Origin of the sequence: Sphingomonas sorbitolis (genome assembly GCF_036663875.1) — a bacterium.
Lineage (GTDB): Bacteria > Pseudomonadota > Alphaproteobacteria > Sphingomonadales > Sphingomonadaceae > Sphingomonas.
In genome coordinates this window covers 121,328-135,142 of the sequence record NZ_JAXOJS010000001.1, presented here as the reverse complement: position 1 = coordinate 135,142, position 13,815 = coordinate 121,328, and the positions used below count along the sequence as shown (strand labels likewise).

Below are 13,815 nucleotides of genomic sequence, written 5' to 3'. Positions count from 1 at the left end.
GCGCACTGTGCTCGGGCGCGCTACCGGTCCCGCCGGTTACCGCGCCAGCCAGTCCCTGATCCCCGATACGCTGCGAAAATCATCGATGGCGCGGACGTCGAGCGCCGGATCGACCGCACGCACCATATTGGCGAGCGCGGTGCCCGGCCCGAGTTCGAGTATGCGATCGACACCGCGTTCGAGGACCGCCTCAAGGGTGGCCGCCCAGTCGACCATCGTGTCGATCTGCCCCGCCAATCCGGCTATTCCGCGCGTGCCGCTTACGATCGACGCGTCCGCAGCGCCGATAAGCGTGCGGCCTCGCGCACGTTTCACGGGTTCCGAACTGTCCAGTGCGGCACGGAACGGTGCGACCGCGGTCGAAAGACGTGGCGTATGCGAGGCGACGTGTACCGCGATCGATCGCGCAGACGTCGCCCCCTCCTCCAACGCAGCGCTGCAACACTGCGCGACGTGGGTCCGCTCGCCACCGATAACGAACAGCAGATCGGGATTGACGATCGCGATGGCGCAGCCGAACCGGGCGACAAGCGCATCGACGCGCTCGCGTGGCAGACCCCGGATAAAGCCTAGCCCGTCGTCGGTACCGCTTGCAGCATCCATCGCTTCGGCGCGCGCGGCGGTCAGATGCAGCGTGCGTTCGGGTGACCAAATCCCTGCAATGCCCCATGCGGTCATTTCGCCGACGCTGTATCCTGCGACGACAAACGGCATCGTCGGCGCGAGACAGGCCGTCGCTACGAGTCCGCGGGTGACACAGAGGATCTGGCTCGTCCGGTTGGCGAACAGCGTCGCCTCTTCTTCGGTGCGCAGGACCGTGAAGACGTCTCGCCCCAGCACGTCGCTCGCCTCGGCGAGGATCGGTGCGGCGCGCGGATCGTCGGCGAACAGGTCGAGCATCGCGCGATCCTGTCGGCCCTGGCCTGAGCACAAGAGCGCAAGCGTCATAGCGCGGTGGTTTCGACGAACAGCGCCATCGCGAGCAGATCGGCACAGCCGCCTGGGCTGAGCCGTCGTGCCGTGAACGCGTGATGGATCTTGATTGCACGGTCGCGCCAGTCGGCGGCGTCACCCCCCCCGGCGTCGAGGAACCCGCGCGCCTGCCGTTGCGCGAAGGCGAGCCCTTCTGCGCCACCGCGGTAAAGGAGATTGGTGTCGTCGACCCCGACGATCAGCGCCATGAGCGCGTGGACGCGACAGGCTTCTTCGTCCGCGCTCCGATGTCGCGCTTCGGCGAGCGCGGGCACGGCGATCCGGTAGAGCGAGGGAAAGCCGCCCGCCGCCTCGGCGCGCGCGCCACCGGCGGCATGACGTCGCGCGACGCTGCTGCCGTGGCTGTGCAGCGCAACCGGTCCGTGCATGATCTCCGCGCCCCAGCGTTGGGCGACGATCACGCCGAGTGTGCCGCGAGCGCCGTACACCATGCGAAACCCGGCGGCGGCGGCTAGCAGCCCCATGCCGAAGATCGCGCCGCGATGCGTGTTCACGCCGCCGGTGGCCGCCATCATCGCGACTTCGGCCTCGATCCCGATCGCGCGGAGGCGGTCCATGGCTGCACCGGCCGCGCCCGCTTCGGCGAGGCTTGCGAAGAACGGTTCGAGCGCGTCGGCGCTGCGGTTCATCATCGCCGCGTCCATGTCGTCGTGTGCGCCGGTATCGACCGGGCTGACCAGGCCGGGCTTGGGATAGGTCGCGATCTCGAGCTTGAGGCAGTCGGTCGCGAGCCGGCCGATGCCATCGCTGTTGATCGCCGTTGCCGAGCGGGCCAGCGCGGTCATGTAAACAGTTCGGTTCGCGCGATCATGCGGTTGCCGTCTGCTGCCTTGGTGAGCAGTTCGGGCGCGTCGGAAGCCAATTCGCGCCACTGGACCGCGAGCCCCGTCGGCGTCACGATCTCGCCGTCGAGCCGCATCGGCGCCGCCGCGTCGATCCGCGCCAGTGCAGCAACCAGGCGGGCGGCTTGGTCGGCTTTTGATACGTGCCAAACGAGATCCAGATCGGACGTCTCTGACAGATACGGCAGGCCGGTCAGGTACGTCCACGCCAGGCTGCCGAAGCACCGCGTCTCGGGATCTAGCACGACGAGTGCCGCAATCGTTGCCTGCCACGCGGTCGGCGCTTCCCGCAACGCATCGGAGAGCAACGGCGATGGCGCATCGGACGTGATCGCACCGGGCGGCACCGCAAAGGCCAGACGCTGCTTTCCCAGCGACGGCGACAACGGCAGGCCGAGCGGTACGCGGCCCGCCATGTCTTCGCATACGGGGCGACGCGCGATTAGCGGACGCCCCGAGCCGACCCAGTCGACCACCACGGGGATCGCCTGAAGTGCCGGATAGGCGGCTAGCGTCTCGTTCCAATGGGCTGGATCGAGATAGACCAATCGGTGACGCTCGAACCGCATTACGCCGTCGCCGCCGCCGCCACTTCACCGGAGATGCGGGCCGATTTCGGCCGCCCGCCACGCTCCGCGCCGAGGGAGGCCCGGTCGTCGCCCTTGCGCGAGCATGCGAGCAACGTTTGCAACTGGTCCGCGAGACTGTCGTCCGGATCCCAGACCGCCGCGATACCGCCGACGCTGACGAGGTTGTCTAGGCCGGGTGCGAAGACCGGCGTGGTATTCGCCTTCGCCTCCAGTACGTCGATCGGCAGTTTCGTCACGCGGGCCATTGAGGCTAAGTCCATCACCTCGGGATGCGCGCCGGGCAATGCGACCAGCGTGCCGCAGGCGAGTGCTGTGGCAATAAACGCGCCGGCCGCGCTGCCGCCGTAGAGCAGCCCGATCGTGCGGTGGCCACGCGCTTCGGCAAGCAGCAGCGACTTGGCGAGGTGCGCGAGGTATTCGCTGAGCCCGAGCAGTTCGTCGCGGCGGCTCATCCGCTGGCTAGCGCTGTCGACGAGGAACAGGATCGGCGTGGTGTCGTCACTGCGCGCGATCTGCAGCACCGCGGCGGACAGCCGGATCGCCTGGTCGATCCCGATCGGCGCACGCGCGGTCGCGCCGACGACATGGACCACCGCGCCACCGGGCAATGTTCCCTGCCCGAACAGCAGGTCACCCTCGGCGGTCACCGAATGACCGGACGGAAACAGCGAGGCGAGGATCTCAACGGGCGTCATCGGCGCTCTCCCGATACTGGGCGGCAAGGGTTACGAAAGCGGTGGCCGGCATGTCGGGGATAGCCTGCGGATCGTCGATCCCGAGTGCGTGCCAGATGTCGGTTGCGTCGGCAGCCGTCCCGAACCGTTCGATCCGCCGTTCGAGCCGCGCCTGCTCGGCTGCCAAAGTATCCAGATCGAGATTGGGTCGCCCCCCCCTCCCGTTCGTGCCGAGCAACGTCGAAGCATCGTCGATCGGGCCAAGCCCTTCGACTTCGCTCAGGGCGAACGGATGGGGAGAGGCGCTCCGATCGGATAGCGGTCGAGCCGACCCAGTCAGCGCCGCGCGCGCCGCGCCGCGGAATGCCGCCGCGTCGTCGTCGACGAACACGTCGGCGCCACCGATCAACGTGCGGTGCTTGCCGCCCATCGTGCGCCAGACGAGCGCGCGGTCGCGTGAGTCGAACTCCTCGACGCCCATGTTGGTCTCGATCACCTCGGGGCCGGTCACGCTGATGCGGCCCTGTTCGGAGACGATCAGCGTCGAGCAGCACCCTGCGATCAAACCGCCGCCGCCGTAACAGCCGGCGCGACCGCCGATCAGGCCGACGACGCGGACGCCCGCCATCCGCGCTTCGGCGACCGCGCGCATGATCTCGGCGATCGCAATCTCACCGGCGTTCGCCTCCTGCAAGCGCACGCCGCCGGTGTCGAACGCGATCACCACGTCGCGCCCGAGCGCATTGGCCGCGCGCAACAATCCGGTCAGCTTGGCGCCGTGGACCTCGCCAAACGCGCCGCCCATGAAGCGGCCCTCCTGCGCAGCGACCAGGATCGGCGTGCCGTCGAGCGCTGCGCTGCCGACTACGATCCCGTCGTCGAACTGCGCGGGCAGGTCGAAGATGCCGAGGTGCGGACTCGTCTCGCGCTGTTCCGGCCCGACGAACTCGGCGAAACTGCCGGTGTCGACCAGCGCGGCGATCCGCTCGCGCGCACCCGCCTCGTACCAGCTCAGGCGGATATCACTCATGCCTCGGGCTCCTCGATCATGCGGACGCCTTGCGCGAGCCGCAGCGACACCGTGTCTGGCCGCGCGCCGCCGTCGTTGATCGCGATTCGCAAGCCGCCGGCCGCACGCCTGCCGACGAAATCGGCGACCACCGCGTCCCACAGATCGCGAAACCCGTGTGCCGCGGTGCTGATCTCGATCGCACACCGGTCGGGTGCGTCACTACGCTCGACCAGCACCTCGAGATTACCCGACGCGACCACGCCGACCAGCGCCATTTTCCGCGTGCCGCCTGCCGGGATCGGCGCGGCGATATCGAAATGGAGAATTTCCATGTTGTCCTACCAGTTCCGGAAGCGGCTCGGTGGCCGGTACAGCCCGCCCGAGGCGAGCATGAGGTCCTTGATCGATCGGGCGGCGAGCATGTTCCGGTTCGCATCGAGCGGATCGATGCCGAGATCCTCGGGTCGCTGGATGATCTTCCGTTCGCGCAACCGTTCGACCATCGCCTTGTCGCGTCCTCGGCCGATCTCGGTGAAGCCCGCGACGCCGCGGATCGCCTGCTCGCGCTCGTCGACGGTGCGGCACAGCAACAGGTTGGCGATGCCCTCCTCGGTGACGATGTGCGTGGTGTCGTCGGCATAGACCATGATCGGCGCCAGATCGAGATCCAGCTTCTCGGCGAGTTCGAGCGCGCCGAGCTTCTCGACGAACAAGGGTGCATTGCCCTCGCCGAACGTCTCGCCGATCTGCACCACGAGCTTACGCCCGCGCCTCAAAGGCGCTGCGGTGTCGGGATCGGCTTCCGCCCCCGCCTGGAGCCAAGGCGCGCTCGGATGGCGCCGACCGCGCGCGTCCGACCCCATGTTGGGCGCGCCGCCAAAGCCGGCGATTCGGTTCGCGGTGATCGTCGAGCTATGCCCGGCAAGATCGATCTGGAGCGTCGAACCGATGAACATGTCGCAGGCATAAAGCCCCGCGGTCTGGCTGAAGGCGCGGTTCGAGCGGAGCGACCCGTCGGGCCCGGTGAAGAAGATGTCGGGCCGCGCGGCAAGGTAATCCTCCATGCCGACCTCGGAGCCGAAGCAATGCACCTGCTCGACCCAGCCCGCCTCGATCGCCGGGATCAGCGTCGGATGCGGGTTGAGCGCCCAGTGCGTGCAGATCTTGCCCTTCAGCCCGAGCTTCTCGCCATAGGTCGGTAGCAGCAGTTCGATCGCGGCGGTGTTGAAGCCGATGCCGTGGTTCAGCCGGCGCACGCCATACGGCTGGTACAGGCCCTTGATCGCCAGCATCGCGGTCAGGATCTGCGTCTCGGTCATCGCCGCCGGATCGCGCGTGAACAGCGGCTCGACATAGAAGGGCTTGCCTGCGTCGAGCACGAAATGGACTTGGTCGCCGGGGATATCGACGCGTGGCAGCGTATCGACGATCTCTCCGACTTGCGCGATCACCAGCCCGCTGCCGAAACTGGTCGCCTCGACCACCGTCGGCGTGTCCTCGGTATTGGGGCCGGTATAGAGATTGCCTTGGCGGTCCGCGCTGACCGCGGCGATCAGCGCGACCTGCGGCGTGAGGTCGACGAAATAGCGTGCGAACAGCTCGAGATAGGTGTGGATCGCGCCCAGCTCGATCTTCCCTCCGAACAGCATCTTGGCGATCCGCGCCGATTGCGGCCCCGAATACGAGAAATCGAGCCGCTTCGCGATGCCGCTATCGAACACGTCGAGATGCTCGGGCAACACCACGCCCGACTGGACCATGTGCAGGTCGTGGATTCGCGCGGGATCCATCGCCGCCAGCCCCTTGGCAAGCACGTCCGCCTGTTTCTGGTTGTCACCCTCCAAGCAGACCCGGTCGCCGGGGCGCAGTACCGCCTCCAGGAAATCGACCAGCGTTTCGGGATGGACCAGCTTGCCGGTGGCGAAGCCAGACCCGGCCGCGATCCGCTCCTCGCGCAAAGCCTTCCGCGTATTCCACTGCCGCACGCATCGTCTCCTGACGCTCATTCTCGACTCTTTGTATTCTCTATTGCTCCAAACACAACCCTGTGCATACTTAAAGGTATATAAGACGATAGATCGAATACAGTGAGAGGATACGCCATGAGCCAGTCCATACCCACCCCAGCTCTTGATGCGGAACGTGGCGCATGATCGCCGGAGTCGCGCTGCTAGCGATCTGCACGTTGATCGGGCAATTGCTTGGTGAAGGCCTCGGCGCGCTGCTCGGCGTGAAGGCCAATGTCGGCGGGGTCGGCATCGCGATGATCCTGCTGATCGCCGCACGGATGTGGCTGAAGTCACGCGGCCGCTATGTCAAGGGCGTCTCGCGCGGGATCGGCTTCTGGGGTGCGCTGTATATCCCGATCGTCGTCGCGATGGCGGCCCAACAGGACGTCGTCGCCGCGGTCGAGGGCGGGCCGGTTGTGCTGATCGCCGGCGTCGGCGCGCTGCTGGTGTGCTTCAGCGCGGTCGCGCTCATCAGCCGCCTGTCGGGCACACCCGAGACGATGGACGAGATCGAGGCGCGCGAAGCCCGCGAGGCTGACGCCGCGCTCGCCCCCTCCCCTGTAACCCAGCACTGAGGCGCACCGACATGGACATGATCACCAAGGTGCTGACCGCCAACGCGCTGCTCACCGCATTCGCGGTCGTCGGCATCGTCCTGTGGCTGTCGAACATGCTGTCCGCCAAGCTGACGATGGGCCGAGTCCATGGTTCGGCGATCGCGATCCTGATCGGTCTAGCGCTCGCCTTCTGGGGCGGGATCGCGACCGGCGGGCACAAGGGGCTCGCCGACCTGCCGATGCTCGCCGGGATCGGCCTGATGGGCGGCGCGATGTTGCGCGACTTCGCGATCGTCGCCACCGCCTGCGAGGTCGATGTCGAACAGGCGAAGAAGGCGGGGCTGATCGGCGTGGTCGCGCTGCTGCTCGGCACGGTGCTGCCGTTCATCGTCGGTGCGCTGGTCGCGGCGTCGTTCGGCTATACCGATGCGGTCTCGATGACGACGATCGGCGCGGGCGCGGTCACCTATATCGTCGGCCCGGTCACCGGCGCGGCGATCGGCGCCTCGTCCCCGGTGATCGCGCTGTCGATCGCGACCGGCGTGTTCAAGGCGGTGATGGTGATGGTCGGCACGCCCTTGGTCGCCGGGCTGATCGGGCTGAACAATCCGCGCAGCGCGATGGTGTTCGGCGGACTGATGGGCACCGTCAGCGGCGTGTCGGGCGGGCTCGCCGCGACCGATCGTCGCCTCGTCCCCTATGGTGCCTTGACCGCGACCTTCCATACCGGGCTAGGCTGTCTGGTGGCGCCGTCGATCCTGTACCTGATCGTCCGCGCGATCGTGGGGGGCTGAGGAAACGTGGGCGTTATCGACATCGAAGACACCGGGCTGCTGTCCGACCGGATCCGCAATGCGCTGACCGATGCGATCTCGGCGGGCGAACTGGCGCCGGGCACGATGCTCGACGAACAGCAACTGGCGGATCGCTACGGCGCCTCGCGCACCCCGGTCCGCGAGGCGCTGCGGCAACTGGCGACCAGTGGCATGGTCGAAGTCCGGCCGCGCCGCGGCGTCATCGTTCGGCATGTCACTGCAGAGGAGGTGATGGACATGTTCGAGGCGATGGCGGAGATCGAGGCGGTCTGCGTCCGCCTCGCCACCTACCGCATCACGCCGCTCGAACGCAGTCGCCTGCTCCGCATCCACGAAGCCAGCGAAGCGGCGGTCGAGGCAGGCGACGTCGACGCATACGATGCGCTCAACCGCGAGTTCCACGAGGCGATCTATCGCGCCGCGCACAACGACTTCCTGGCGGAGCAGGCGATCGCGGTCCGCACGCGGCTCAACGCGTTCCGTCGCATGCAACTCCGCCAGGACCGCCGCCTCGCCAAGTCGCGCGCGGAACACGACGCGGTCATGCGCGCGATCGCCGAGGGCAACGGCGACGAAGCGGCTCGCCGGATGCGTGCGCACATGCTCAACGCCGCGAGCGCGCTCGACAGCTACATCGCGCACCAGGACGCCTTGCATATCCAACCGGCCAAAACCTGAGGTTGAGCATTTCTGCCGCCTGCTGGCCTCGGTGGTTGCCCACGCCCAGCGCCTAAGGATTAGTGCTGGAAAGGCCGTAAAACTCGCACGTTCGTGCCGTACGTTAGCCGGGGTCCAACTATCGCACGGCAGCCTGCCCTAAAGGCTGTTCAGCGGCGCGTGCGTCATCCTGGGCAGCACGTGGCGTGCGAACAGGTCGGCTTCCGCGGCGTGGGGGTAGCCTGAGAGGATGAACGCCTCGATCCCCATATCCTGGTACATGGCGAGCTTGGCGAGCACCTGGTCGGGATCGCCGACGATCGCGGCACCGCAGCCCGAGCGTGCGCGGCCGATGCCGGTCCATAGATTGTCCTCGGCATAGCCATCGGCCGAAGCGCCTTCACGTAATGCCGCCTGCGCCGCGACGCCGGCAGACCCGGAATCCAGCGACTTGGCGCGGATCGCCGCGCCCTGCTCGGCATCGAGCTTCGAGAGCAGGCGATCGGCGTACACCCGCGCCTCGTCCTCGGTCTCGCGGACGATGATATGCGCGCGGTAGCCGAACCGCAGCGTGCGGCCGTGGCGAGCGGCGCGTGCGGTCATGTCGGCGATGATGTCGGCGACCCTCTCGCGCGTGTCGGGCCACATCAGATAGACGTCGCATTCTTTCGCCGCGGCCTCGCGCGCGTCCGGCGACAGCCCGCCGAAATACAGCAAGGGCGCCTTGCCCGAGACCGTGCCGATCCGCGGCGGGTCGAGCTTCAGCTTCCAGAACTCGCCGTCATGATCGAGCGGCTCGCCGTTCAGCAGCGTCTTGAGGATGCGCATGAGCTCGACCGTGCGGGCGTAGCGCGGGCCGGACGCCAGCGTCTCGCCGGGGAGGTCGGACGAGATGATGTTGATGTTGAGCCGCCCGCCGAGCATCCGGTCGATCGTCGCGATCTGGCGCGCGAGTTGCGGCGGCCAGCTTTCGCCGACGCGCACCGCCATCAGCAGCGCAAGCCGCCGGAGCATCGGCGCAATCGCCGCGGCGAACGCGGTCGTATCTAGGCCGAGCGCATAGCCCGAGGGGAGTAGGATGTTGTCGTAGCCACCGGTCTCCGCTTGGAGGACGATGTCGCGGCAATGCTCCCACGTCGATTGCAGTCGGGGATCGGGCACGCCGAGAAACTCGTAGTCGTCGTCGCACAGCGCCGAGAACCAGCTGACTTCGCAGGATTTGGTCACGGCAGCGGCTCGCCCCGTGCCGCGATCAGGACATCGTACCAGTCCTGCCGGGTCCAGGTGATCGCGAACGCCTGCGCGAGTTCGGCGATCCGCGCCGGGTTTTGCGTGCCGACGATCGGGATCGCGCGCACCGGATGCGCCATGATCCAGCTATACGCGGTCGCCGCCCGGCTCGCGCCCGTCTCGGCTGCCTTGCGATCGAGCGCCGCCGCCACTCCTGCGCTGCGCGCGTCTGCGGGCACACCGAGCCGGCCACCGCCGAGCGGCGACCAGGCGAGCACCGCCATGTCGCGCTCCATCGCCTGATCGAACAGCCCGTTTTCGAGCGGTTCGAGGTGGAGTGGCGAGAACTCCGGCTGATGGCTGACGAGCGGGATGGTCAGGAACGACGCCAGCGCCTGGGCCTGCGCGGGCGTGTAGTTCGACACGCCGACCGCGCGCACCTTGCCCGTCGTGACCATATCCTCAAGCGCGCGCGCCGCTTCCTGCGGGTGCGTGAGGATGTCGGGGCGATGGATCTGGTAAAGGTCGACCTGCTCGACACCGAGCCGGGTCAGTGAGGCATCGAGCGCCTTCGCCAGATAGGCCGGACTGGAATCATACGGCAGCGGCGGGAGGATACCGCCCTTGGTGGACAGGACCATCCGCTCGCGCAGGCCGGGCGAGTCTGCGAAGATGCGGCCGAGCAGCACTTCTGCATCGCCGAACCCGCCGGCGCCGTCGAAACCATAGATGTCGGCGGTGTCGAACAAGGTGACGCCCGCCTCGAACGCCGCCTCGATCAGCGTGCGTCCTTCGGCCACGCCGACTCCGGCGAACCGCCACATGCCCCAGGCTATCGGGCTGACAAGGATTCCGCTCTTGCCGAGGGGAATGGCTTTGGGTGTAGGATCAAGCTGCGACATCGCTGTCACGAATAGGGGTAATAGGCTTGGTCGAGCAAGTACGTTATGGTTTGGTCGGAACCGGCATGATGGGGGTCGAGCATCTCCAGAACCTGGCGGTCACCACCGGCGCGGTGGTGACGGCGATCGCCGATCCGGTGAGCGCGTCGCTCGGCTGGGCGCGCGATGCGCTGGGTCCGCGCGGCGACGGCGTGCAGGAATTTGCCGATGCGGCAGCGCTCGCGCGCAGCGGACTGGTCGATGCGGTGATCGTCGCGAGCCCCAACTATACGCACCGCGACGTGCTGGCGCCGCTGTTCGATGCGGACGTCGCGATCCTGTGTGAAAAGCCGCTGGCGACGACGCTGGAGGACGCGCGCTGGGTTGTCGACCGCGCCGCGCAGATGACGCGGCCGTTCTGGACCGCGATGGAATATCGCTACATGCCGCCCGCCGCAGCGTTCATCGACCAAGTGCATGGCGGCCGGATCGGGCGCTTGCGGATGCTGTCGATCCGCGAGCACCGCTTTCCGTTCCTGCCCAAGGTCGGCGACTGGAACCGCTTCAGCCGCAACACCGGCGGGACGATGGTCGAGAAATGCTGCCATTTCTTCGATTTGATGCGGCTGATCGTCCAGTCGGAACCGGTCCGGGTCTATTGCTCGGGCGCGATGGACGTGAACCATGTCGACGAGCGCTATGACGGCGAACGGCCCGACATCATCGACAACAGCTATACGACGGTGGATTTCGCCAACGGCGTGCGCGCGATGCTCGACCTGTCGATGTTCGCGGACGGCGCCGAGAACCAGGAGGAGATCACCGCGGTCGGCGATGCCGCCCGGCTTGACGTGTTGATCCCCGAGGGCGCGCTGGTGTTCAGCCCGCGCACCGGGTTCCTCAATCCGAAACGGGTCGAGCGTCAGGTGATCGCGGTCGACCAAACCGCACTCGACGCCGGCAGCCATCACGGCTCGACCTTCTATCAGCACCAGAAGTTCATCGCCGCGGTGCGCGGCGAAATCGGCGTCGAGGTTACCGCGCGCGATGGGCTCATGGCGGTCGCGATCGGCACCGCAGCGGAGGTCAGCGCGCGCACCAAGCGCGTGGTAGAGATGGCCGAACTCGGGTTTTGAATGAAGCGGTACTTTGCACCCTCCAAGGCGAATTGGTGTATGACAGCGCAGGACACTGTATAACCTACTCGTGAAGTAGGAATTGTGGAGGGGACGCGCATGAAAACGCATTGGTTGCTGACGGGGGTGGCCTTGGCCGCGGGGCTGAGCGCACCGGCTTGGTCGCAGGATGCGCAAGCGATACAGTCCGCGCCGGACGCATCGAACGACCAGGCCGCCGCCAGCCCGCCCGATGCGTCCGTGCCGGGCGAGATCGTTGTGACCGCACAGAAGCGGTCGGAGCGTCTGCAGGATGTGCCGGTCGCGGTGTCGGTAATCTCGGGCGCGCAGATCGCCGCGCAGGGTGCGGTGAACCTCGAAGGCGCGCAGTACCTCGTGCCGACGCTCAACTTCCGCAAATCGGGCACGACGATCAACCAGTCGCTGTTCCTCCGGGGCGTCGGCACCTCGACCTTCTCGGTCGCGGGCGAGCCATCGATCTCCACGGTCGTCGACGGCGTCGTCTACAGCCGCGCGGGCGAAGCGTTCAGCGACCTGATCGACATCGACCGGATCGAAGTCCTACGCGGTCCGCAGGGCACGCTGTTCGGCAAGAACACGAGCGCCGGCGTCATCAACATCGTCACCCAGCGTCCCGGCAACGTGCTCGCCGGGTCGGTCGAGGGCGCGTTCTTCACCGGCAACGGCAACGAATATCGGACGCGCGCCGCACTCGACATTCCGGTAAGCGAGACGATCAAGAGCCGCTTCACCGGTTTCTACGGCAATTACGCGGGCAACATCCGCAACGTCGCGCACGATAACCGGCGCGTGAACGGGTACGAGCATTACGGCTTTCGTGGCATGGTCGTCGCCGATGCGACGCCCGACCTGACCTTCACGCTGATCGGCGACTATCGGCGGAGCAACGACGATTGCTGCGCCGAGGTCATCGGCACCACGCCGACCACAGGCCTAACCGCCAGCGTCCTGCCCGATCGCAACGGCAACAAGTCGCGTACCGTCAACCAGGACCTGATCACGCATACCGACGAGAAGAGCTGGGGCGTTTCGCTGCAAGCCGACGCGACGCTCGGCACGCAGACGGTGACGTACATCGGTTCCTACCGCGAATACGACAATACCGAGATCCGCGATGGCGACTGGCTGCCGACCGCCTATGTCGGCGCCAACCAGCTGCACGATTTCGGGCCGCAGACGAGCAACACCTTCACGCAGGAAGTCCGGATCGCGTCGCCGTCGAACCAGTTCTTCAGCTACGTGGTCGGCGCATTCTACTCGCGCGCGGAAACCGAGCGGACGTTCCGCCGCGACGACGTCGTCTGCACCGCCACGCCGACGCCGACCGTGCTCACCCCCTGCTCGACCGCGGGCACGACGGTCACCCGGCCGACCGGCACCGCGGTGTTCGGCTCGACGTTCAAGAACCTCGCCTTTTTCGGGCAAGGGGTCTTCAACCTGACCGACCGGTTCCGCGCGATCGCCGGCGTCCGCTATACCAGCGACCAGCTCGACGTCTTCCACAGCCGCGTCACCACGCTTGCGGGGCCGGGCATCAACCCAAGCTTCGGGCCGTTCGCGGGCAAGACGACCAACACCAACTGGTCCGGCAAGGGCGGCTTGCAGTTCGACGTCTCGCCGCACTCGACCAGCTACGCGACCTATTCGCGCGGCTATAAGGGCCCGGCTTTCAACATTTTCTACAATCTCGGCGCGACCGGCACCAACGTGATCGATCCGGAAACCGCCGACAGCTATGAGGTCGGCCTCAAGAACACGCTGTTTGGCGGCAAGCTGGTGGTCAACCTCGCCGCCTATTACGCCAAATATCACAATTTCCAGGCCAACAACCCCGACGTGGTCGCCGGCGTGCTCGTCACCCGCTTCACCAATGCGGGCGACATCTCGACCCGTGGCGGCGAGCTCGACCTGCTCTACCGCCCGGTTCGCGATCTCAACATCTCGGGCGGGCTCGCCTATACCGACGCGCATGTCGACCAGTTCAAGATCCCGACCAACGGCTCGACCACCGGCGTCGTACCCGCAGGTACGCAACTCGGCTACGCGCCGCGGTGGAAGGGGTCACTCGGCGGCGACTACCGAATCCGCACCGGCAGCAGCATCGATTTCACGCTGGGTGCGCAAGGCTCCTACCAGTCCAGCCAAATCTCGCAGTTCGATGCGAGCGCCGCGATCCGCGATGCGACCACGATCAAGGCATACGGCCTGCTCGATCTCTCGGCCGGCATCGTCGACGCGAAGGATGCATTCAGGATCATACTCCAGGTGAAGAACGTGCTCGACACCAGCTTCGCTTCGTCGATCGTCAGTGGCGGGCCCGGTGGCGCCTATCGCTACATCATCCCGCGCGAGGCCGATCGCTACGCCGGCATCACCGCAAGGCTGAACTTTTGACGGA

Annotated in this window: 14 protein-coding genes; 5 read left to right on the top strand and 9 right to left on the bottom strand. The window is 66.9% G+C overall.

The genetic code is table 11. The features are described from left to right. Nucleotides 1-36: 36 nt before the first annotated feature. Genes U1763_RS00585 through mdcA form a run of 7 tightly spaced genes read right to left on the bottom strand, consistent with a single transcriptional unit; the run spans nucleotide 37 to nucleotide 6,096 of the window. Nucleotides 37-948: an acyltransferase domain-containing protein gene (locus U1763_RS00585; protein ID WP_332753647.1), complete on the bottom strand. Its 912-nt coding sequence runs from the start codon at nucleotides 946-948 to the stop codon at nucleotides 37-39. Beyond that, nucleotides 945-1,778, bottom strand: a complete 834-nt coding sequence (gene mdcB / locus U1763_RS00580) for a triphosphoribosyl-dephospho-CoA synthase MdcB (RefSeq protein ID WP_332753646.1) — start codon at nucleotides 1,776-1,778, stop codon at nucleotides 945-947. The genes U1763_RS00585 and mdcB overlap by 4 nt, the downstream gene beginning before the upstream one ends. Next, nucleotides 1,775-2,404 carry a malonate decarboxylase holo-[acyl-carrier-protein] synthase gene (gene mdcG / locus U1763_RS00575; protein ID WP_332753645.1) on the bottom strand — a complete coding sequence of 210 codons (630 nt, stop codon included), beginning with the start codon at nucleotides 2,402-2,404 and terminating at the stop codon, nucleotides 1,775-1,777. The genes mdcB and mdcG overlap by 4 nt, the downstream gene beginning before the upstream one ends. Continuing rightward, nucleotides 2,404-3,120 carry a biotin-independent malonate decarboxylase subunit gamma gene (gene mdcE / locus U1763_RS00570; RefSeq protein ID WP_132734388.1) on the bottom strand — a complete coding sequence of 239 codons (717 nt, stop codon included), beginning with the start codon at nucleotides 3,118-3,120 and terminating at the stop codon, nucleotides 2,404-2,406. The genes mdcG and mdcE overlap by 1 nt, the downstream gene beginning before the upstream one ends. Continuing rightward, nucleotides 3,107-4,129, bottom strand: coding sequence for a biotin-independent malonate decarboxylase subunit beta (locus tag U1763_RS00565; RefSeq protein ID WP_332753644.1), 1,023 nt, complete (start codon nucleotides 4,127-4,129; stop codon nucleotides 3,107-3,109). The genes mdcE and U1763_RS00565 overlap by 14 nt, the downstream gene beginning before the upstream one ends. Continuing rightward, nucleotides 4,126-4,443: a malonate decarboxylase acyl carrier protein gene (gene mdcC, locus U1763_RS00560; protein ID WP_332753643.1), complete on the bottom strand. Its 318-nt coding sequence runs from the start codon at nucleotides 4,441-4,443 to the stop codon at nucleotides 4,126-4,128. Before mdcC ends, U1763_RS00565 begins: the two co-directional genes overlap by 4 nt. A gap of 6 nt (nucleotides 4,444-4,449) precedes the next feature. Next, nucleotides 4,450-6,096, bottom strand: a complete 1,647-nt coding sequence (mdcA, locus tag U1763_RS00555; RefSeq protein ID WP_332753642.1) for a malonate decarboxylase subunit alpha — start codon at nucleotides 6,094-6,096, stop codon at nucleotides 4,450-4,452. Nucleotides 6,097-6,260: 164 nt separating this feature from the next. Here mdcA and madL point away from each other — a divergent pair, with 164 nt between their 5' ends. From madL to U1763_RS00540, 3 genes are read left to right on the top strand one after another with little or no spacing between them, the layout of a single operon-like run. Further along, entirely contained in the window at nucleotides 6,261-6,695 is a 435-nt protein-coding gene (gene madL, locus U1763_RS00550) for a malonate transporter subunit MadL (RefSeq protein ID WP_332753641.1), read from the top strand. 11 nt (nucleotides 6,696-6,706) lie between these two features. After that, nucleotides 6,707-7,471 (top strand): malonate transporter subunit MadM, encoded by a 765-nt coding sequence (madM, locus tag U1763_RS00545; RefSeq protein ID WP_332753640.1) that lies wholly within the window; start codon nucleotides 6,707-6,709, stop codon nucleotides 7,469-7,471. 6 nt (nucleotides 7,472-7,477) lie between these two features. Then, complete coding sequence (locus U1763_RS00540; protein WP_332753639.1) at nucleotides 7,478-8,170, top strand: GntR family transcriptional regulator; 693 nt, start codon at nucleotides 7,478-7,480, stop codon at nucleotides 8,168-8,170. Nucleotides 8,171-8,308: 138 nt separating this feature from the next. Here the strand turns inward: U1763_RS00540 and U1763_RS00535 are convergent, their stop codons facing one another. Continuing rightward, complete coding sequence (locus U1763_RS00535) at nucleotides 8,309-9,376, bottom strand: LLM class flavin-dependent oxidoreductase (RefSeq protein WP_332753638.1); 1,068 nt, start codon at nucleotides 9,374-9,376, stop codon at nucleotides 8,309-8,311. Beyond that, on the bottom strand, nucleotides 9,373-10,203 hold the full coding sequence (locus U1763_RS00530) for an aldo/keto reductase (protein ID WP_332753637.1): 831 nt from the start codon (nucleotides 10,201-10,203) through the stop codon (nucleotides 9,373-9,375). Before U1763_RS00530 ends, U1763_RS00535 begins: the two co-directional genes overlap by 4 nt. Before the next feature lie 104 nt (nucleotides 10,204-10,307). Here U1763_RS00530 and U1763_RS00525 point away from each other — a divergent pair, with 104 nt between their 5' ends. Both U1763_RS00525 and U1763_RS00520 read left to right on the top strand, forming a co-directional pair. Continuing rightward, a complete protein-coding gene (locus tag U1763_RS00525; RefSeq protein WP_332753636.1) occupies nucleotides 10,308-11,396 on the top strand; it encodes a Gfo/Idh/MocA family protein in 1,089 nt (362 codons plus the stop codon). 99 nt (nucleotides 11,397-11,495) lie between these two features. After that, nucleotides 11,496-13,811, top strand: coding sequence for a TonB-dependent receptor (locus U1763_RS00520; RefSeq protein WP_332753635.1), 2,316 nt, complete (start codon nucleotides 11,496-11,498; stop codon nucleotides 13,809-13,811). Nucleotides 13,812-13,815: the final 4 nt, after the last annotated feature.